Annotated in this window: 18 protein-coding genes and 1 pseudogene; 11 read left to right on the top strand and 8 right to left on the bottom strand. The window is 67.7% G+C overall.

The window, feature by feature from the left end:
* Positions 1-33: 33 nt before the first annotated feature.
* The 7 genes from bamA to lpxB are packed head-to-tail and all read left to right on the top strand — an operon-like array spanning position 34 to position 7,376.
* Positions 34-2,421, top strand: coding sequence for an outer membrane protein assembly factor BamA (bamA, locus tag WDN01_08085; GenBank protein MEJ0025971.1), 2,388 nt, complete (start codon positions 34-36; stop codon positions 2,419-2,421).
* Positions 2,422-2,425: 4 nt separating this feature from the next.
* The gene (locus WDN01_08080) at positions 2,426-3,034 is read left to right on the top strand and encodes an OmpH family outer membrane protein (protein ID MEJ0025970.1); all 609 of its coding nucleotides are present in this window, start codon (positions 2,426-2,428) and stop codon (positions 3,032-3,034) included.
* A gap of 15 nt (positions 3,035-3,049) precedes the next feature.
* Positions 3,050-4,093 carry a UDP-3-O-(3-hydroxymyristoyl)glucosamine N-acyltransferase gene (lpxD, locus tag WDN01_08075; GenBank protein ID MEJ0025969.1) on the top strand — a complete coding sequence of 348 codons (1,044 nt, stop codon included), beginning with the start codon at positions 3,050-3,052 and terminating at the stop codon, positions 4,091-4,093.
* Positions 4,086-4,553, top strand: a complete 468-nt coding sequence (gene fabZ, locus WDN01_08070; GenBank protein MEJ0025968.1) for a 3-hydroxyacyl-ACP dehydratase FabZ — start codon at positions 4,086-4,088, stop codon at positions 4,551-4,553. Before lpxD ends, fabZ begins: the two co-directional genes overlap by 8 nt.
* 4 nt (positions 4,554-4,557) lie before the next feature.
* The gene (gene lpxA / locus WDN01_08065) at positions 4,558-5,361 is read left to right on the top strand and encodes an acyl-ACP--UDP-N-acetylglucosamine O-acyltransferase (protein ID MEJ0025967.1); all 804 of its coding nucleotides are present in this window, start codon (positions 4,558-4,560) and stop codon (positions 5,359-5,361) included.
* A gap of 6 nt (positions 5,362-5,367) precedes the next feature.
* The gene (gene lpxI / locus WDN01_08060) at positions 5,368-6,177 is read left to right on the top strand and encodes a UDP-2,3-diacylglucosamine diphosphatase LpxI (protein MEJ0025966.1); all 810 of its coding nucleotides are present in this window, start codon (positions 5,368-5,370) and stop codon (positions 6,175-6,177) included.
* Positions 6,174-7,376 carry a lipid-A-disaccharide synthase gene (gene lpxB, locus WDN01_08055; GenBank protein MEJ0025965.1) on the top strand — a complete coding sequence of 401 codons (1,203 nt, stop codon included), beginning with the start codon at positions 6,174-6,176 and terminating at the stop codon, positions 7,374-7,376. The genes lpxI and lpxB overlap by 4 nt, the downstream gene beginning before the upstream one ends.
* 16 nt (positions 7,377-7,392) lie before the next feature.
* Here lpxB and gltA read toward each other — a convergent pair whose 3' ends face one another.
* Both gltA and gltX read right to left on the bottom strand, forming a co-directional pair.
* Positions 7,393-8,700, bottom strand: a complete 1,308-nt coding sequence (gene gltA / locus WDN01_08050) for a citrate synthase (GenBank protein MEJ0025964.1) — start codon at positions 8,698-8,700, stop codon at positions 7,393-7,395.
* Between the two features lie 119 nt (positions 8,701-8,819).
* Positions 8,820-10,229, bottom strand: a complete 1,410-nt coding sequence (gene gltX / locus WDN01_08045) for a glutamate--tRNA ligase (GenBank protein MEJ0025963.1) — start codon at positions 10,227-10,229, stop codon at positions 8,820-8,822.
* A 61-nt stretch (positions 10,230-10,290) separates the two neighbouring features.
* Between gltX and WDN01_08040 the strand changes: the two genes are divergently transcribed.
* Positions 10,291-12,495 (top strand): ComEC/Rec2 family competence protein, encoded by a 2,205-nt coding sequence (locus WDN01_08040; protein ID MEJ0025962.1) that lies wholly within the window; start codon positions 10,291-10,293, stop codon positions 12,493-12,495.
* Here WDN01_08040 and lexA read toward each other — a convergent pair.
* Entirely contained in the window at positions 12,459-13,199 is a 741-nt protein-coding gene (gene lexA / locus WDN01_08035) for a transcriptional repressor LexA (GenBank protein ID MEJ0025961.1), read from the bottom strand. The two genes, WDN01_08040 and lexA, sit on opposite strands and share 37 nt — an antisense overlap.
* A gap of 195 nt (positions 13,200-13,394) precedes the next feature.
* On the opposite strand from lexA, the gene WDN01_08030 reads away from it, so the two are divergent.
* The 3 genes from WDN01_08030 to WDN01_08020 all read left to right on the top strand — a co-directional run bounded on the left by WDN01_08030 (position 13,395) and on the right by WDN01_08020 (position 14,528).
* Positions 13,395-13,667 carry a hypothetical protein gene (locus WDN01_08030; GenBank protein ID MEJ0025960.1) on the top strand — a complete coding sequence of 91 codons (273 nt, stop codon included), beginning with the start codon at positions 13,395-13,397 and terminating at the stop codon, positions 13,665-13,667.
* A 133-nt stretch (positions 13,668-13,800) separates the two neighbouring features.
* Entirely contained in the window at positions 13,801-14,103 is a 303-nt protein-coding gene (locus WDN01_08025) for a hypothetical protein (protein MEJ0025959.1), read from the top strand.
* A 95-nt stretch (positions 14,104-14,198) separates the two neighbouring features.
* Positions 14,199-14,528, top strand: coding sequence for a hypothetical protein (locus tag WDN01_08020; GenBank protein MEJ0025958.1), 330 nt, complete (start codon positions 14,199-14,201; stop codon positions 14,526-14,528).
* Positions 14,529-14,564: 36 nt separating this feature from the next.
* On the opposite strand, the gene glp is transcribed toward WDN01_08020, so the two are convergent.
* The 5 genes and pseudogenes from glp to WDN01_07995 form a co-directional block, all read right to left on the bottom strand.
* Positions 14,565-15,755, bottom strand: a complete 1,191-nt coding sequence (gene glp / locus WDN01_08015; GenBank protein MEJ0025957.1) for a gephyrin-like molybdotransferase Glp — start codon at positions 15,753-15,755, stop codon at positions 14,565-14,567.
* Positions 15,756-16,063: 308 nt separating this feature from the next.
* Positions 16,064-16,540: pseudogene (gene moaC, locus WDN01_08010) on the bottom strand (cyclic pyranopterin monophosphate synthase MoaC).
* Positions 16,537-17,337 (bottom strand): indole-3-glycerol phosphate synthase TrpC, encoded by an 801-nt coding sequence (gene trpC, locus WDN01_08005; GenBank protein MEJ0025956.1) that lies wholly within the window; start codon positions 17,335-17,337, stop codon positions 16,537-16,539. Before trpC ends, moaC begins: the two are co-directional and overlap by 4 nt.
* Positions 17,334-18,344: an anthranilate phosphoribosyltransferase gene (trpD, locus tag WDN01_08000; GenBank protein MEJ0025955.1), complete on the bottom strand. Its 1,011-nt coding sequence runs from the start codon at positions 18,342-18,344 to the stop codon at positions 17,334-17,336. Before trpD ends, trpC begins: the two co-directional genes overlap by 4 nt.
* Entirely contained in the window at positions 18,341-18,925 is a 585-nt protein-coding gene (locus WDN01_07995) for an aminodeoxychorismate/anthranilate synthase component II (protein ID MEJ0025954.1), read from the bottom strand. The genes trpD and WDN01_07995 overlap by 4 nt, the downstream gene beginning before the upstream one ends.
* Positions 18,926-19,071: the final 146 nt, after the last annotated feature.

Genomic DNA, 19,071 nt, shown 5'->3' with positions numbered 1-19,071 from the left:
GCCGGGCCTTTAGCGAGTGCCAGAGACGACTGGATGAGCCACATCACCCTGTTCGCCCGATTTGTGCGTGCGGCTCCGGCGCTGGCCCTGGGGCTTGCCGTGGTCGGGCCATCGGCGCTCGCCCAGACGCCTGCCAGTCCCGCTTCCTCTCCGGCGCCGACCGCACCGCCCGCATCCGCGCCGGCCGCGCCCGCCCAGGCGCCGCACCTGATCCAGCACATCGTCGTCAACGGCACGCAGCGTATCGAGCCGTCGACGGTGATCTCCTACATCACGCTCCGCGAAGGCGACATCTTCAACGAGCAGACCGTCGACCTCGCGCTCAAGACGCTCTATCAGACCGGCCTGTTCGCCGACGTGAAGCTCCGCTTCGACGGCTCGACCCTCACGATCAACGTGGTCGAGAACCCGATCATCAACCAGATCGACTTCGAGGGTCAGAGCAAGGTCAGCCAGAAGGACCTCGAGAAGGAGGTCCAGCTCAAGCCGCGCACCGTCTTCACGCGCTCCAAGGTCCAGGCCGACGTCCAGCGCATCATCGAGCTCTACCGCCGCAACGGCAAGTTCGCGGCGTCGGTCGATCCGCAGATCATCCAGCGCCCGCAGAACCGCGTCGACCTGATCTTCTCGATCAGCGAAGGTCCGTCGACCGGCGTCGCGCGCATCAATTTCATCGGCAACCACGTCTTCGACGACGCCACGCTGAAGTCCCAGGTCGCGACCGAAGAGAGCGACTGGTACAAGTTTCTCTCGAGCAACGACAATTACGATCCCGACCGGCTCACCTTCGACCGCGAAATGCTGCGGCGCTGGTATGTCAGCCACGGCTACGCCGATTTCCGCGTCGTCTCGGCGGTCGCCGAGCTCACCTCGGACCGCAAATCGTTCTACATCACCTTCACGGTCGACGAGGGCGCCAAGTACACCTTCGGCAAGGTCGACATCGATTCCAGCATCCGCGAGTTGACGGCCAGGGATTTGCGGCCGCTGATCAAGATCAAGTCCGGCGACATCTACAACGCCGATCTGATCCAGAAGGGTATCGACGCGCTCACCAACGCCGCCGGCACCAAGGGCTATGCCTTCGCCGAGGTCCATCCGCGCATCGCCCGCGACCGCGACCACAACACCATCAACGTCATCCTGAAGATCGACCAGGGCCCGCGCGTCTATATCGAGAAGATCAACATCGTCGGCAACAACCGCACGCTCGACAAAGTCATCCGCCGCGAATTCCGCCTGGTGGAAGGCGATGCCTTCAACCGCGTCCTGGTCGACCGCTCGCGCACCCGCATCCGCGGCCTGGGCTTCTTCAAGGACGTCTCGGTCAAGAACGCGCCCGGCAGCCAGCCCGACCGCACCAACCTCACGGTCACGGTCACCGAGCAGTCGACCGGCGAGCTGTCGCTCGGCGCCGGCTATTCCTCGACCAGCTCCTTCGTCGGCGAGTTCAGCTATACCGAGCGCAACCTGTTCGGCCGCGGCCAGTATCTGCGCGCCAGCATCCAGCTTTCGACCATCTCCAAGCAGTACCAGCTCAGCTTCACCGAGCCGCATTTCCTCGACAAGCCGCTGAACGCCGGCATCGATCTCTACAAGATCGTCACCGACTACACCCAGGCGGGCTATGAGGGCGACACCACGGCGGCCGGCTTCCGCTTCGGCTTCCCGACCTCGGAATATGGCAGCGTCGGCCTGCGCTACACCTATGCGATCAACCGCATCACGCCGTTCGGCAACGCGCCGCAGCAGGTGATCGCGGCGGCCGGCGAGACCAAGACCTCCGAAATCTCCTACAACTTCATCTACAACACGCTGGACGATCCCATTAAGCCGACGCGCGGCATGGTATTCTCGATCTCGCAGGATTTCGCCGGCCTCGGCGGCACGCTCAAATACCTGCGCAGCCAGGGGTCGCTCGCCTTCTACCGCCCGATCTTCAGCGAAGCGCTGGTGGGATCGCTCAATCTGCAGACCGGCTACATCACCGGCTTCGACGGCCAGAACATTCCGATCCAGGAACGCTTCTTCAAGGGCGGCGATACTTTCCGCGGCTTCGCGCAGGCCGGTATCGGTCCGCGCGACATCGCCGTGCCGAGCAATTCGAGCGCGGTGGGCGGCAATTTCTACGCCATCGGAACGGCGCAGCTGAAGCTTCCGTCCTTCCTGCCCGACAGCTACGGCGTGCAGACCGCGCTGTTCAGCGACTTCGGAACGCTCGGCCATCTCGACGTGCCGCTCGGGCCGTGCACGACGACGTCCTGCGTCCGGGACAATCTGGCGATGCGCGCCTCGGCCGGCCTCGCGGTGGCGTGGAAATCGCCCTTCGGCCCGATCACGATCGATCTGGGCGTGCCCTTCATCAAGACAAGTTACGACAGAGCGCAGATCATCTACTTCAGTGCAGGAACGGGGTTGTAGAACCATGAAACTCACATCGCACATCGTCCGCCTGGGCGCGGCGGTCATCGTCCTCGCAAGCCTTTCGCAGGCCGCCCTGGCGGCGCCTCCCGGCACGCCGCCGCAAGGCGCGCCGATGCCGCGCATCCTCCTGGTCGACCGCGCGGAGGTCCTGAGCCGGTCCGCCGCCGGCATCAGCATCATGAACCAGGTCAAGGGCATGATCGCCTCGGCGCAGAACAGCCTGAAGGCGCGCGACATCGCGCTCCAGAAGGAAGGCCAGGCGCTGCAGCAGCAGATCGCCATCCTGTCGCCGGCTGTGAAGAACGCCAAGATCAAGGCCTTCAACGACAAGCGCACCGCGCTCCAGATGGACCTGCAGAAGCAGCAGAGCCTGATCCAGGGCGGCCTGCTCGCCGCGCGCAGCCAGGCGCTGAACGCGCTCCGGCCGATTCTGCAGAAGATCATGATCGAGCGCGGGGGCAATCTCCTGTTCGACCGCAACGCCGTGCTGGAATGGCTCCCGGCCTTCGACATCACGGGTCTTGCGATCCAGCGCCTCAACCAGGTGCTGTCGACGGTGAAGGTCGTTCCGACGCCCATGCCGGAGAACGCCGGACCGCCGCAGCAATAGGGGCTGAAAGACGGAATGGCCGATCCACGCTTCTACGACAATCGCGGACCGTTCGCGCTCGGCGAAGTGTGCGAGGCCGTCGGCGCGGCTCTGCCCGCGGCGGCGGACGCCCGTGCCCGGATCGGCGATCTCGCCAGCCTCGCCGGCGCCGGTCCCGATCATCTGAGCTTTTTCGCGGGCGGCGGCCGCGGCGCCGATCTGGCCCAGACCGCCGCCGGCTTCTGCTTCGTGCCGGAGAAGACCGCCAAGCCGCTCGCGGTTCGCCCCGGGACGATCGCCATTCCCTGCGCCTCGGTGCAGCACGCCTTCGCCGCCGCCGCGCGGATGTTCTATCCGGATTCGAGCCTGGTCGCCTGGTCGCAGCAGACCCCGGTCGATCCCTCGGCCGCCATCGGCGAGCGCGTCGTGCTCGGTCCCGGCGTCGTGATCGGCCCGGGGGCGGAGATCGGCGACGGCACGCGGATCGGTCCGAACGCCGTCATCGGCCGCGGCGTGACGATCGGCCGGTCCTGCGAGATCGGCAGCAACTGCACGATTTCCAACGCCCATATCGGCGACGAGGTGCTCATCCTCCCCGGCGCCCAGATCGGCCAGCCGGGCTTCGGCTTTGCTTCCGGGGCGTCCGGTCACATTAAGATTCCGCAGATCGGCCGCGTCATCGTGCAGGACCGGGTCGAGATCGGCGCCTGTACCGCCATCGACCGCGGCGCCTTGGGCGACACCGTGATCGGCGAGGGCACCAAGCTCGACAACCTCATCCAGATCGGCCACAACACCCATATCGGGCGTCATAATATTCTCGTCGCGCAGTCCGGCATTGCCGGAAGTTGCGAATTCGGCGATTTCGTCATCATCGGGCCGCAGGTCGGCATCGCGGACCATGTCAAGATCGGCTCCGGCGCGCGGGTGGCGGCCCGCTCCGCCTCTCAGCCGGGAATCGAGTATGCCGGGGGCCAGGATTACGGCGGGGCGCCGCTCCGGCCCGTCCGCGAATGGATTCGCGAAATGCACGCATTGACGAAACTCGCAAAGAAGCCGAAATCTGACAGCCATGGGTGAGCAAGGTCAGTCGGGTCTGGTCCTGGATGTGGAAGCGCTGAAAAAGCTCATTCCGCACCGCGCGCCGTTCCTCTTCGTGGAGCGGCTGACGGACATCGTGCCCTTCGAAAGCGCCAACGGCTACAAGGCGGTCGGCTTCAACGAACCGCATTTCGCCGGACACTTTCCGCAATTCGCGGTGATGCCGGGCGTCCTCATCGTCGAGGCCCTGGCCCAGACCGCCGGCGCCCTCGTGACCCATTCGATGGGTCTGGAAAAGACCCCCAACGTGTTCTTCATGGGCATCGACAAGGCGCGCTTCCGTAAGCCCGTCGTCCCCGGCGACATGCTGCGCCTCCACGTCAAGGCGCTCCAGCATCGCGGCCCGGTCTGGAAGTTCGAGGGCAAAGCCTATGTCGGCGAGGCGCTGTGCGCCGAGGGCGAATTCAGCGCGATGATCCGCATCGACGTCTCGGGCTGAACCCATGGCGGTTCATCCGACCGCGATCGTCGAAGACGGCGCGAAACTCGGCGCGGGCGTGGAGATCGGCCCCTTCTGCCTCGTCGGCCAGGGCGCCGTGCTGGGCGACGGGGTGCGGCTTCTTTCCCACGCGATCGTCAAGGGCAGGACCGAGATCGGCGCGCGCACCGTGATCCATCCCCAGGCCGTTCTCGGCGGCGAGGGCCAGATTCGCGGCAATGATTTCGACGGCAGGCTGGTCGTCGGCCAGGATTGCGTGATCCGCGAAGGCGTCACCATGAGCGGCGGCGGGCGCCGCGGCGGCGGCGTCACGACGGTCGGCAACAACGGCTACTTCATGGCGATGAGCCATGTCGGCCATGACTGCCATGTCGGCGACGACGTGACCTTCACCAACGGCGCTGTTCTCGGCGGTCATTCCGAGATCGGGCAGGGCGTCATCCTGGGCGGGCTCTCCGCCGTGCAGCAATTCTGCCGCGTCGGCAAAGGCGCGATGGTCGGCGGAATCAGCGGCGTCAACCGCGACGTCATTCCCTATGCCATGGCCTTCGGCGATCATATCGAGCTCGCGGGCCTCAACCTGATCGGCCTGAAGCGCCGCGGCCTCTCGCGCGAGACGATCAACGTCCTGCGCGCCGCCTTCCGGCTGATCTTCAAGGGCGCGGACGGCGATGTGGAAAAGCGCGCCCGCGACGCGAAGGCGAAATGGCCGGAGGTGCGCGAAGTCGCCGAGATCGCCGATTTCATCCTCGCCGACGCCAAGCAGCCGCTCGCGCTCTATCGCCGGCGCGGCGGCGCCGATGACTGAGCGGCCGTGAGCGCGCTCGGCATCATCGCGGGCGGCGGCGAGCTGCCGCGCGCCATCGCCGAGAGCGCGCGCGAGGCGGGGCGGGGCGTCTTCGTCGTGGCGCTGGAACGGGCCGGAGACTGGGTGAACCGCTTTCCGCACGACCGCAGCTCGATGGGCCTCGTCGGAAAGACCCTGCGGCTGCTGCACGCCCATGATTGCAAGGATGTGGTCTTCGCCGGCTATGTCTCGCGCCCGAACTTCTTCAAGCTCCGCTACGACCTGAAAGGCCTATCCTGGTTTCCGCCCGTGCTGTGGGCGATGCGCAAGGGCGACAACACACTGCTCGACGCCATGGTCGGCCTGTTCGAGCGCGAAGGGCTTTCGATCAAGAGCATCGACAGCGTCGCGCCCTGGCTCCAGATCGGCGAAGGCCCCCTCGGCCGCGTCGCGCCGAAGCCGGAAGACGAGACGGACATCGCCCTTGCCATGGCCAAGGCGCGCGCACAGGGCACGCGCGATGTGGGCCAGGCGGTCGTCGTGCGCGATGGCCGGATTCTCGCGATCGAAGGCAGGGACGGCACCGACGCGATGCTGACCCGCCTCGGCACGCTGCCGCCCGGCCGCGGCGTCCTCGCCAAGGCGCTGAAGCCCATCCAGGACCGCAAGACCGATCTTCCCACCATCGGCGTCGCGACGGTCCGGAACGCCGCCGCCTGCGGCCTCGCCGGCATCGCCGTCGAGGCGCACACCGCGCTGGTGCTCGGCCGCGCCGCGGTGACCGAGGCCGCCGATGCGCTCGGCCTCTTCGTCGTCGGCGTGCCGGCGGGATCATGAGCACGCTCCCCGCCAAGCCGCTGTCCCTGATGCTGGTCGCGGGCGAGCCGTCCGGCGACCTGCTGGGCGGCCAGTTGATGGCCGCGCTGAAGGCCGTCGCCGGCGACAGCGTGACGATCTACGGCATGGGCGGGCCGGCCATGACCGCCCAGGGCCTGACCTCGCTCTTCCCGCTCAAGGATACCGCCGTGATGGGCCTGCGCGAGGTGGTGCCGAAAATCCCCGTCATCCTGCGCCGCGTTAGCGACATCGTCGGCGTCGCGATGACGCGCAAGCCGGACGCGGTCGTCCTGATCGACAGCCCCGACTTCAACCACCGCATCGCGCGCCGCTTGAAGCGCCTCGCGCCGGAGATACCCACGATCAACTATGTCGCGCCGCAGGTCTGGGCTTCGCGCCAGTACCGCGCCCGCGCCATGGCGCGCGACTTCGACCTGCTGCTGGCGCTGCTCCCTTTCGAGCCGCCCTTCTTCGAGAAATACGGTCTTCGCACCGTCTTCGTCGGCCATCCCGTGATCGAGCGCGCCCGGCTGATGACAGGCGGTCCCGAGCTGCGCGCGCGGCTCGGCATCGCCCCTGACGCGCCGGTGCTCTGCGTCCTGCCCGGCAGCCGCACCAGCGAGATCCGCTTCATCCTGCCGATCTTCCGCGGCGCAGTGGCGGAGATCGCAAGGCGCGTCCAAGGCCTGATCACGCTGCTTCCGACGGTGCCGCATGTCGCCGCGAGCGTCCGAGCCGCCACGGAGAACTGGCCGGCGCCGCTGCACATCATCGAGGGCGACGCCGACAAATACGCGGCGTTCAAGGCCGCGAACGCCGCGCTCGCGGCCTCGGGCACGGTCACCACCGAGCTTGCGCTCGCCCGCACGCCGATGGTGGTGGCCTATCGCGTCGGCGGCCTGACCTACACGCTGGCGCGGGTGCTGTTCCGCTTTAAGTATTTCGCGCTGGTGAATCTGTTACTCGACCGCATGGCAGTGCCGGAACTGCTGCAGCACAAGGCGACGCCGCAGGCGCTAGCCGACGCCGTAACGCCGCTCCTGACCGACAAAGCCGCCGCCGCCCGCCAGGTCGCCGACCTGGACGAAGTCGCCAGGCTCTTGGGCGAAGGCAGCGAAGCGCCGTCCCTGCGCGCGGCGCACGCCATCGTGGATTTCGTCAGGGCGAAGAAGCTTGGCCTCGTCCTACCCTCCCCTTGAGGGAGGGACGTTTTATTTACCGCTTCGTCAGCGGCACGTAGTCCCGCAATCCCTTGCCGGTGTAGATCTGCCGCGGCCGGCCGATCTTCTGGTGCGGGTCCTCCAGCATCTCCTTCCACTGCGCGATCCAGCCGACGGTTCTCGCGAGCGCAAAGAGCGCCGTGAACATGCTGGTCGGAAAGCCCAGCGCCCTGAGCGTGATGCCGGAATAGAAGTCGATATTGGGATAGAGCTTGCGGCTGACGAAGTACTCGTCCTGCAGCGCGATGCGTTCCAGTTCCATCGCGACCTTGAGCGTCGGATCGTCGCCATGGCCGACCTCGTCCAGCACCTTGTGGCACTGGATCTGCATCGCCTTGGCGCGCGGATCGTAGTTCTTGTAGACGCGGTGGCCGAAGCCCGACAGGCGGAAATTGTCGTTCGGGTCCTTCGCCTTCCGGATGAACTCCGGAATGCGGTCGACCGTGCCGATCTCCTCCAGCATCTTGAGCGCCGCCTCGTTGGCGCCGCCATGCGCCGGGCCCCACAGGCAGGCGATGCCCGCCGCGATGCAGGCGAAGGGATTGGCGCCGGACGAGCCCGCGAGCCGGACGGTCGAGGTCGAGGCGTTCTGCTCGTGGTCGGCATGCAGGATGAAGATGGTGTCCAGCGCCTTGGCCAGCACCGGGTTCACCTTGTACTCCTCGGCCGGCACCGAGAACGTCATGCGCAGGAAGTTCTCAGTGTAGCCCAGGTCGTTGCGCGGATACACGAAGGGCTGGCCCATCGTGTACTTGTACGCCATTGCCGCCAGCGTCGGCATCTTGGCGATCAGCCGGTGGCTCGCGATCTCGCGCTGCTTGGGATCGTTGATGTCGGTCGAGTCGTGATAGAAGGCGCTGAGCGCCCCGACCACGCCGCACATCACCGCCATCGGATGCGCGTCGCGGCGGAAGCCGCGGAAGAACTGCGCCAGCTGCTCGTGGACCATGGTGTGCATGGTGATCGAGCGGTCGAACTTGGTCTTCTCCGCCTTGTCCGGCAACTCCCCATGCAGCAGCAGATAGCAGACCTCGAGGAAGTCGGAATGCTCCGCGAGCTGGTCGATGGAATAGCCGCGATAGAGCAGGATGCCCTTGTCGCCGTCGATGAAGGTGATGTCGCTCTCGCAGCTCGCCGTGGAGGTGAAGCCGGGGTCGTAGGTGAAGACGTCCGCGTCGCCGTAGAGCTTGCGGATATCGATGACCTCGGGGCCTTCGGTGCCGGCGAAGGTCGGCAGCTTATAGTCCTTGTTCCTGTAGGTCAGCGTGGCCGAGCCGGCGGGCTTGATCTTGCTCTCTCTCATCGATGGCTCCTTGAGGTCCGGCGCGGAGCCGGGGGGCTATATCGCAGTGCAGCAAGTATAGGCGGACAGGTTAACCGCGTCACCTGCCTGCCCGGATTTTGTCGCTGCCTACCGGCGCATCAGCCGGCATAAGCCCTTAGCCTTGTGAGGGATTCCTCCCGCCCCAAGAGGGCCATGGTATCGAACAGGGGCGGCGACGATGCCTTGCCGGTGATCGCCGCGCGCAGCGGCTGCGCCACCTGTCCGAGCTTGAGGCCTGCACTCTCTGCAAACATCCGCGCGGCCGCCTCCAGCGCCGGCCCCGACCAGTCGGCGGCCTCCAAGGCCGGCAGCATCCCGGCCACCGTGGCACGCGCCTCCGGCGTCAGCAATTTCTCGGCCGCGGCGTCGAGCACGCGTGGACCGTCCGTGTACAGAAAATCGGCGGCGGCCGCGAGCTCGACGATGGTCTTGGCCCGCTCCTTCAGCCCCGGCATCGCTTTGGTCAGCCGCGCGCGGGCCTCCATGCTGAGCGGCTGCGGCGGCACCTTGTTGTCCAGGAGCGCCACGACCTCCGCCGTCAGCGCCGCGTCGCTCGACTGGCGGATGTAATGGCCGTTGAGATTGTCGAGCTTCTTGAAGTCCATCCGCGCCGGGCTCTTGCCGATGCTCTCCAGGTTGAACCACTCGATCGCCTGCTCGGTCGAGATCGTCTCGTCGTCGCCATGGCTCCAGCCCAGCCGCAGCAGGTAGTTGCGCATCGTCTCGGGCAGATAGCCCATGTCGCGATAGGCATCGACCGCCAGCGCGCCGTGGCGCTTCGACAGCTTGGCGCCGTCCGGCCCGTGGATCAGCGGCACATGAGCATAGACCGGCACCGGCCAGCCCATTTGCTCGATGATCTGGAGCTGCCGCGCCGCGTTGTTCAGATGATCGGCGCCGCGGATCACATGCGTCACGCCCATGTCGCGGTCGTCGACCACCACCGCCAGCATATAGGTCGGCGTGCCGTCGCTGCGCAGCAGCACCATGTCGTCTAGCTGGTCGTTCTGGAAGGTGACGTCGCCCAGCACCTTGTCGTGCACCACGGTCTCGCCGGTCTGCCGTGCCTTCAGCCGGATCACGAACGGCTTGCCGCCGCCCTCGGCCGGGTCGCGATCGCGCCAGCGCCCGTCATAGCGCATCGGCTTGCCAGCCGCTTTTTGCGCCTCGCGCATCTCCGTCAGCTCGTCGGCCGTCGCGAAACAGCGATAGGCCTTGCCCTCGGCCAGCAATTGCTCGGCCACAGCGCGGTGCCGGTCGGCGCGCGCGAACTGGTAGACGGTCTGGCCGTCCCAATCGAGCCCCAGCCACGCCATGCCCTTCAGGATCGCGTCCACCGCCTGCGGCGTGGAGCGCTCGCGGTCGGTATCCTCGATGCGCAACGCGAAGGTCCCGCCGGTGTGCTTGGCATAGAGCCAGTTGAACAGCGCCGTCCGGGCCCCGCCGATATGCAGGTAGCCGGTGGGCGAGGGCGCGAAGCGCAGGACGGGTTTCTTGTTCTCGGTCATTATGCTTCGCTTGGAGGTGTGGCCGGCGTTTGCGGCGAGCTTCTAGCAAACGGTACCCTTTGTGGGAACAGCAGGTCGGTTCCTCCCGTTCCGCCGCTTCGTGCCCTCCGGCGCCTGGCCCGCGCCGGTGCGCTGGACCGCGCTTCCGGGCCTCGCCTTGGCCGCGCTCGGCCGCGCGGCGCTGGCCGAGCGGGACCGCTGGCCGCTCTGGCTGCCCGCCGGTCTCGGTACCGGCATCGGCGTCTATTTCGCGCTGCCGTTCGAACCGTCCCTGGCCTGGGCCGGCCTCGCCGCGCTCGCCACGGTTGCGGCGATCTTCGGCGCATCGGGCACGCAGAACGTTGCACTACGCGTCCTCCTCGCCGCGCTGGCCGCGATCGCCTTCGGTTTCGCGTTGGCCAAGCTGCGTACCGAGATGGTCGCCGCGCCGGTTCTCGCGCAGCGGGTCGGTCCCCTGGGCTTGGACGGCCGCGTCGAGTCCGCCGAGCTGCACGGCAAGGGCATCCGCTTCGTCCTCGGCGACATCCGCGGCAAGCGCTTTGCGCCCGGCAGCACGCCCGCCCGCGTGCGGATATCGGTGCGCGCCGACACGCCGCTGCCGCCGCCCGGCTCCTGGGTGCATGTCACCGCCGTTCTGATGCCGCCCCCGGCGCCGGCCGCGCCCGGCGCCTATGATTTCGGCCGTGCCGCCTATTACCTGCGGCTCGGCGGCGTCGGCTATGCCTATGGCAGGCCCAAGCCCATCGCGCCCTTGGGCGAGCCTTCCTCGAGCGACCGCTGGCATCTCTTCGTCGAGACGCTCCGTACACGGATGACGGCCCGCATCCACGAGATACTGCCCGGCAGCACCGGCGGCATCGCCTCGGCGCTGATCACCGGCGACCGCGCCGCGATCTCCGACGCCGACGAGCAGGCCCTGCGCGATGCGGGCCTCGCCCATGTCCTCGCCATCGCCGGCCTGCACATGGCGCTGGTCGGCGGCGGATTGTTCTGGGTCCTGCGCGCGCTGCTCGCGGCGTTTCCCCCGATAGCCTTGCGCTATCCGATCAAGAAATGGGCCGCGGTCGCGGCGCTCGGAGCGGCGACGTTCTATCTTATGATCTCCGGCGCCTCTTCGGCCTCGACCCGCGCCTTCGTCATGCTGGCGAGCATGCTGACGGCCGTCCTCGTCGACCGCCCCGCGCTCTCGATGCGCACGCTGGCGCTCGCCGCCGCGATCATCCTCTGGCTCGGTCCCGAAAGCCTGATCGAGCCGGGCTTCCAGATGTCCTTCGCCGCCGTCGTGGGGCTCATCGCGGTGGCGGAGTGGGAGCAGGCGCGGCGGCGCAGCGAAAGCTTCGGGCCGAAGCGTTTCAAGGCGGTGCGCCGCTACATGCGCGGCATCGCGACGACCAGCCTGGTCGGCAGCATCGCGACCGTGCCTTACGCCATCTATCATTTCGACCGCGCCACGCATTACGCCGTGCTGGGCAATCTCCTGGCCATGCCGATCATGGGCTTCATCGCCATGCCGGCGGCCGCGCTGTCGGTGTTCTTGATGCCGCTCGGCCTCGATGCCTGGCCGCTGCGCGTGCTCGGCTTCGGGATCGAGATCATGCTGGCGATGGGCCGCTGGGTCTCTGGCCTGCCGGGCGCCGTCTCGGTCATGCCGGCCTGGCCGGTGAGCGCGCTGGTCCTCGTTTCGCTGGGCGGCCTGTGGCTCGGGCTATGGCGCACATCGTGGCGCTGGTTCGGCTTCGCGCCGCTGCTCCTCGGCATCGGTCTCGCCTATGCGGCGACGCCGCCCGACCTGCTGGTCGCGCGCGACGGCCTGACCGTCGCGGTCCGCGGCCCCGACGGAGCATTGAAGCTCTTCCGCAAGGCCAAGGACAATTACTCCGCCGCCGAATGGCTCAAGCGCGACGGCGACGAGCGCGACAGCGGCGACGCGATCGCCACGCCCGCGGACGGCGTGCATTGCGACGCGCTGGGCTGCATCGCGCGGACCGCGAGCGGTCTTTTGATCGCCGACGTCTCGCGCATCGATGCCCTGGCGGAGGATTGCGCCGTGGCCGCCATCGTCGTCAGCGCCGTGCCGACGCGACGCAGATGCACCGGCCCCAAACTCGTGATCGACCGCTTCGATATCGCACGCAACAACGGCTATGCGGTGTGGCTCGGTCCGCCGCTGCGCGTGGAAACCGTGGAGCAGGACAGGGGCGTGCGCCCCTGGAGCGCCCAGCCCCGCCCTCAATACCGCCGGATCAGGCCCACCAGCTTGCCCTGAATCCGCACCCGGTCGGCGCCGTAGAGCCGCGTCTCATAGGCCGGGTTCGCCGCCTCCAGCGCGATCGAATCGCCGCGCCGGCGCAGCCGCTTCAGCGTGGCTTCCTGGTTGTCGACCAGCGCCACCACGATCTCGCCGGTGTTCGCCGCGTCGGCTTCCTGGATGATCACCGTATCGCCGTCGAGGATGCCGGCATTGATCATCGAATCGCCCGTCACTTCGAGCGCGTAGTGGTCGCCGCGTCCGATCATGCCGCCCGGCACCGGCACGTCGCCGACCTTGTTCTGCAGCGCCTCGATCGGCGTGCCGGCCGCGATGCGCCCGACCAGCGGCACGTTGACGGCGGCCTCGCCGTCGCCCACCGACCGGCGCGGTCCGCCCGCCATGCGGGCATCGTTCGATATCCGGTTTTCGCTGCGGCCGTGGCGTGGGCTGGCCGCGCGCATCGACTGGCTGCGCGTCGTCGCGGGCCGGAGCGTATCCGACACGTTTTCCGGCAGCTTCATGATCTCGAGCGCGCGCGCCCGCTTTTCCATGCGCCGTAAGAACCCGCGCTCTTCCAGGGCGGTGATCAGCCGGTGGATGCCCGATTTGGACTTCAGGTCGAGCGCATCCTTCATCTCGTCGAAGGACGGCGGCACGCCGGACTCCCGGATGCGTTCATGGATGAACATCAGGAGTTCGTACTGCTTGCGGGTAAGCATGGGTTCCACGTCCCTTTGTGTGGTGCCGCCCGAAGCAGGGGCGAACAAAGCCGAAACATGGAGAATCGTTCTACTTTAGTTCTTTCCAAGCGTCAACGTACAACATCTATGAAACTCCAGCGGTTCCCGGAACGGGACTCCGGCCGACCCGTTCAAAAGACCGGAGAGGGCGCATCCACCATGGAGCAGAACCCCATGACCATCCGCAAACTCATGACCACAGGCGCCGTGGCCGCAGTGCTCGGCGTCGGCGCGCTTGCCGCGACCGCCACGACGGCCGAGGCGCGCACCGCCTGCAACCGCTTCGGCGATTGCTGGCAGGTGAGGGACCGCTACAACTATCCCGCGACGCTCGGCGTCCGCTTCTACGGCGACAATTGGCGCTTGCGCCATCGCCACGGTTATCGCTGGCGCGGCTATCACGAAGGCCGCGGCTATTGGCGCAACGGCCTCTGGGTGACGTTCTGAAAGCTCTGACCGGCTTCTGGAGAGAGCGGGCCGCAAGGCCCGCTCTCTTTTTTTGTCGCATTTTGTCATGACCGGAACGCCGGGTTTCGCCGCACGTTTTGTCGGCAGGAGGAGCAAAGCCAAGGAGGCTGCGATGACGAAACTCGGACAGGTCCTCACACGGACGGCATTGGCCGCGGCGATACTCGGCGGTACGGCGGCGCTCACGGCGACACCGGCGTCGGCGCGTGTCGTGTGCAACCGCTACCACTGCTGGCATGTGCACGGCTACTACGATCCGTACTACGACCCATACTACTATCCCAGCTACTACGGCCCCGGCGTGACCTTCGGGTTCAATTTCGGCGGCGGTCACTATCATGGCGGCCACGGCGGTGGCTTCCATGGCGGCGGCTTCCATGGCGGCGGCTTCCACGGCGGCGGACATCACCACTGACAAACGGAAGAGCGGGCCTCGGGCCCGCTCTTTTTTGCGCAACACATTGCGTGCGCGGGAGTTCCCACCAGGGGGCCTGCACCAAGGAGTTCGCAATGTCCAATTTTCGCAATATCGTCGTGCGTGCCGCGCTCGCGGCCAGCGTCGCCGGCGCGGTGCTCGCGGCGACCGCCGCCCCGGCCGGCGCGCGGGTCGTGTGCAACAGGTATCACTGCTGGCACGTCCATCGGCATCATTATTATGGGCCGGGCATAGCGTTCGGCTTTGGTTTCGGCGGCGGCGGCCACAGGCATGGCGGCGGTCATTGGGGCGGCGGCGGTCATGGCGGCGGTCATCGCGGCGGACATGGTGGCAGAGGCCACGGTGGTGGCGGCCATGGCGGCGGACACGGCGGTGGCGGCCATGGCGGCGGCCACCACCACTGACAGATGCGAAGAGCGGGCCTCGTGCCCGCTCTTTTCTCATTCCAGCATCACGATCGGCACGATGTCGCCGGCCTTGCCGGCCGGCGCGCGGGGCGGCCGCACGATCAGGGCATCGGCCCGCGCCAAAACGCTTAGCATTGACGAATCCTGGAGGCCGAACGGCGCGACGAAGCGCTCGCCGTCGCGCGTTTCCAGCCGCGCCCGCACATAGTCCTGGCGCACGTCATTCGCCTTCATGTCGCTCGCCAGCCGCGCCGTCGGCGCTTCCGCCTTCGCGGCATCTCCCAGCATCGCGGCGATAGCGGGTTTCAGGAACAGCGTCGCGCAGACCAGCGTCGACACCGGATTGCCCGGCAATCCCAGCAGCGGCGTCCCGCCGAGCCGGCCAAAGATCAGCGGCTTTCCCGGCCGCATCGCGATCTTCCAGAAATCGAGTTCGAAGCCGCGCGGTCCCAGCGCCTTCTGCACCAGGTCGTGGTCGCCGACCGAGGCGCCGCCCAGCGTGACGATCAGGTCGGCGCCCGCCGCGCGGTCGGCGATGGCCGCGACCGCCTCCGCCTTGTCGGGGATGATGCCCAGGTCGATGGTCTCGCCGCCCCAGCGCGCGATCAGCGCGGACAGCGCATAGCCGGACGAGGCGACGATGCCGCCCGGCTTCTTCGGCGCGCCCGGCAGCGAAAGCTCGTCGCCGGTCGCCGCGAGCGCCACGCGCGGGCGCCGGCGCACCCGCACCGTCGGAATGTCGCCTGCCGCGATCAGCGAGACGTCGCGCGCCGTCAGCCGCCGTCCCGCCTCGACGATGGGGTCTCCCGTCTTGAAGTCCAATCCCGCGACGCGGATGTGCCGCATCGGGATAGCGGGAACGCCCAGCGTCACGCGTCCGTCGTCTGCTTGCGCGTCTTCCTGGATGACGATGCTGTCGGCGCCGTCCGGCACGACGCCGCCGGTGAAGATGCGGACGGCCTCGCCGGCGCGCAGCGTCCCGCCGAAAGGATGACCCGCCGGCGCGCTGCCCACCACGCGCAGCATCACGCCCGCCGCCGTCGCGTCCGCGCTGCGCACCGCGTAGCCGTCCATCGACGACACCGGATCGGGCGGCTGGTTCATCCGCGCGATAGCGTCCTCGGCCAGGACACGTCCCGCCGCCGCGTCGATGCCGACCGTTTCCGCCTCCACCGGCGCGAACGCCGCGACGATCCGCTGGACCGCGTCCTCGACCGAAATCATCGGAACATGTCTTCCGTGCGCGTCCGCGCGGCCCGCGCCAGCTTCTCGGCCACGTCCTTCGGCATCGCCCGCGTCTTGCCCGTCAGAAAGGCATAGATCTCCGACACCGGCACATCCGCGTCCTTCGCCCATTGCGTCGCGCGCAGGCGATTGGAGGTCATGAAGGCACGGAACGACTCCCGCTGCTGACCGGTCTCGCGCTGCTTATCGGCGTTGGGCCTGGGCGCCGCCACTTCGCCCATGATGGCCGAGGGCTTCGCCCGCCCGATCATCCCTGCCGAGCGGTAGGCCGGTTTCGCCGGCCTCGGCGCCTCGGCGACGAAATCGCCGCTCTTGCCGCCCGACTTGGCGAGCAGCTTCACGCCCTCGATGACGGCGCCTTTGTCCACCGCCTTGACCATGTCGTAGATCGTGAGCGCCGCGATGCTGGCCGCCGTCAGCGCCTCCATCTCGACCCCGGTCGGCCCGGTCGTCTTGGCGCTCGCCCGGATGCGGATCGCATGGCGCGCCGCGTCCGGCTCGAAATCCACGCTCGCCTTGGCCAGCGCGATGGGATGGCAGAGCGGGATCAGCTCGCTGGTCTTCTTGGCCGCCATGATGCCGGCGATCCGCGCCGTCGCCAGCACATCGCCCTTCTTCGCGGTGCCGTTCACCACGGCCTCGAAGGCCTCCGCCGACAGCACGATCGTCGCCTCGGCGGTCGCCTCGCGCACCGTCGCGTCCTTGGCCGAGACGTCGACCATCCGTGCCGCGCCGGTCTCGTCCAGATGGGTAAGCTTGTTCATGCCGTCAGCTTAGCGCCGATCAGTCTTGCTGTCGCCGCCGCGACGTCGCTCTGCCGCATCAGGCTCTCGCCGACCAGATAGGTCGTGACCCCGGCCTCCGAAAGCCGCTTGAGGTCGTCCGGCGTGCCCAGTCCGCTTTCCGCGACGACCAGCCGGTCCTTCGCGATGCGCGGCAGGAGCCGCAGCGTCACGCCGAGATCGGTGACGAAGCTGCGCAGGTCGCGGTTGTTGATGCCGATGAGGTTGGCGCCAAGCGCCAGGGCGCGGGCGAGTTCCGCCTCGTCATGCACCTCGACCAGCGCGTCCATGCCCCAATGCACCGCGTCCATCAGCAGCGTCTTCGCCGTGAGGTCGTTCACCATCGCCATGATGACGAGGATGCAGTCCGCGCCCCAGGCCCGCGCCTCCGCCACCTGGTAGGAATCGAGCATGAAATCCTTGCGCAGCACCGGCAGGTGCGTCGCCGCCCGCGCCTGCATCAGGAATTCCGGCGCGCCCTGGAAAGACGGCCTGTCGGTCAGGACCGACAGGCACGCCGCGCCGCCGCGTTCATAGGCCCGCGCCAGGGCAGGGGGATCGAAATCGGCGCGGATGAGCCCCTTCGACGGGCTCGCCTTCTTGATCTCGGCGATCAGCCCATAACGTCCGTCCGCTCGCGCTCGCTCGAGCGCCGCGCGGAAGCCGCGCACCGGCGGCGCCGCGCGCGCCGCCGTCTCGATCTCCGCGGTCGATACACGCGCCTTCGCGGCCGCGACCTCCTCGCGCTTATAGACGGCGATGTCGTCCAGGATGGTCATGCGGCCGATACCGCGATGAGCTGTTCGAGCTTGGCCTTCGCCGCGCCGCTGTCGAGCGCCCGGGCGGCGAGCTTCGCGCCTTCCCGCAGATCCTTCGCCTTGTCCGCCACGATCAGCGCCGCCGCCGCGTTGATCAGCACGATGTCGCGATAGGCGCTCGGCTCGCCGTCGAACAGCCGCCGGAGCGCCGCCGCGTTCTCGGCGGCGGTCCCGCCCGCGATGGCCTTGAGCGGCGCCCAGGACAGCCCCGCGTCCTCCGGTCCGATCTCGCGCGTCGTCACCTTGCCGTCTTCCAGGATCGCGACATGGCTCGGCCCCGAGATCGCCAGCTCGTCCAGCCCGTCGCCATTGACCACCCAGGCACGCTCGGCGCCGAGCTTGCCCAGCACTTCGGCGAGCGGCACGCACCATTCCTTGTCGTAGACGCCGACCAATTGCCGCCGCACCCGCGCCGGATTGGACAGCGGCCCGATGAGATTGAAGATGGTGCGGAAGCCCAGTTCCTTGCGCACCGGCGCGGCGTATTTCATCGCCGGGTGATAGGCCTGCGCGAACAGGAAGCAGAGCCCCGCCTCGCGCAGGCAGCGCGACGCGGCGGCCGGCGACAGCGCGATATTCACGCCCAGCGCCTCCAGGCAGTCCGCCGTGCCGCTCTTTGACGACATGCTGCGATTGCCGTGCTTGGCGACCGGCACGCCGCATGCCGCGACCACGAAAGCGCAGGCCGTGGAGATGTTGAGCGTTCCGATCCCGTCGCCGCCCGTGCCGCACAGATCGATGGCGTAGGGATTGGCCTCGATCGACGTCATCTTGGCCCGCATCGCGCGCACCGCGCCCACGATCTCGTCGACGGTCGGCCGGCGCACCGCCAGCGCCGTCGCCAGCGCCGCGATCCGCGTCTCGCTGACCTCGCCGGCCATGATGGCGCCGAACGCGAGCGCGGCCTCGTCGGCAGTGAGCGTTCCGCCGGCGGCCACGTATTTGAGCAGGGTGAGGAACCCGCTCATGCCGGCACGGTCTCTTTCGCCAATTTGAGGAAATTGTTCAGCAGCGCGTGGCCGTTCTCGGAGGCGATGCTCTCGGGATGGAACTGCACCCCATGCACCGGATGGGTCTTGTGCATCACGCCCTGGATCACGCCGTCCTCGCTGGTCGCGGTGATCTCGAGGCTCGCGGGCATGCTTTCGGGCGCGATGGTCAGCGAGTGATAGCGCGTCGCCTGGAAGTCGTTGTTGAGGCCGCGGAAGACGCTCTTGCCGGTGTGATGGATGGTCGACAGCTTGCCGTGCATCGGCTCGGGCGCGCGCACGATGGTGCCGCCATAGACCTGCCCGATCGCCTGGTGGCCGAGGCACACGCCGAGGATCGGATACCGCCCATTGGCAAGCTTGATGAGATCGAGACAGATGCCCGCCTCGTTCGGCGTGCACGGCCCCGGCGACAGCACGATGGCTTCCGGCTTCAGCGCCAGCGCCTGCGCCGCCGTGAGTTCGTCGTTCCGCTTGACGACGACCTCCGCCCCCAGCTGCCCCAAATAGTGGAACAGGTTGTAGGTGAAGCTGTCATAATTATCGATCAGGAGAAGCACGTCGCACCTATCTCATTGATATTACTACAATAAGTTTCCGACCTCTTCGTCTGATACCCGGTCAGATACCCGGTTTTTCGTCTGGTACCTATGCCCACGACCGGGCGTACTACATCGCAGGTGCCAAATCGCAACGGCGGGAACGT

Source organism: Rhizomicrobium sp., from assembly GCA_037200985.1.
GTDB lineage: Bacteria > Pseudomonadota > Alphaproteobacteria > Micropepsales > Micropepsaceae > Rhizomicrobium.
The sequence above is the reverse complement of the archived record's forward strand: the minus strand, read 5'-3'. Positions and strand labels throughout refer to the sequence as shown.

Coding starts and splice junctions, on each gene's coding strand:
- bamA (MEJ0025971.1), top strand. CDS start 34: ATGAGCCACATCACCCTGTTCGCCCGATTTGTGCGTGCGGCTCCGGCG.
- WDN01_08080 (MEJ0025970.1), top strand. CDS start 2,426: ATGAAACTCACATCGCACATCGTCCGCCTGGGCGCGGCGGTCATCGTC.
- lpxD (MEJ0025969.1), top strand. CDS start 3,050: ATGGCCGATCCACGCTTCTACGACAATCGCGGACCGTTCGCGCTCGGC.
- fabZ (MEJ0025968.1), top strand. CDS start 4,086: ATGGGTGAGCAAGGTCAGTCGGGTCTGGTCCTGGATGTGGAAGCGCTG.
- lpxA (MEJ0025967.1), top strand. CDS start 4,558: ATGGCGGTTCATCCGACCGCGATCGTCGAAGACGGCGCGAAACTCGGC.
- lpxB (MEJ0025965.1), top strand. CDS start 6,174: ATGAGCACGCTCCCCGCCAAGCCGCTGTCCCTGATGCTGGTCGCGGGC.
- gltA (MEJ0025964.1), bottom strand. CDS start 8,700: ATGAGAGAGAGCAAGATCAAGCCCGCCGGCTCGGCCACGCTGACCTAC.
- gltX (MEJ0025963.1), bottom strand. CDS start 10,229: ATGACCGAGAACAAGAAACCCGTCCTGCGCTTCGCGCCCTCGCCCACC.
- lexA (MEJ0025961.1), bottom strand. CDS start 13,199: ATGCTTACCCGCAAGCAGTACGAACTCCTGATGTTCATCCATGAACGC.
- WDN01_08030 (MEJ0025960.1), top strand. CDS start 13,395: ATGACCATCCGCAAACTCATGACCACAGGCGCCGTGGCCGCAGTGCTC.
- WDN01_08025 (MEJ0025959.1), top strand. CDS start 13,801: ATGACGAAACTCGGACAGGTCCTCACACGGACGGCATTGGCCGCGGCG.
- WDN01_08020 (MEJ0025958.1), top strand. CDS start 14,199: ATGTCCAATTTTCGCAATATCGTCGTGCGTGCCGCGCTCGCGGCCAGC.
- glp (MEJ0025957.1), bottom strand. CDS start 15,755: ATGATTTCGGTCGAGGACGCGGTCCAGCGGATCGTCGCGGCGTTCGCG.
- trpC (MEJ0025956.1), bottom strand. CDS start 17,337: ATGACCATCCTGGACGACATCGCCGTCTATAAGCGCGAGGAGGTCGCG.
- trpD (MEJ0025955.1), bottom strand. CDS start 18,344: ATGAGCGGGTTCCTCACCCTGCTCAAATACGTGGCCGCCGGCGGAACG.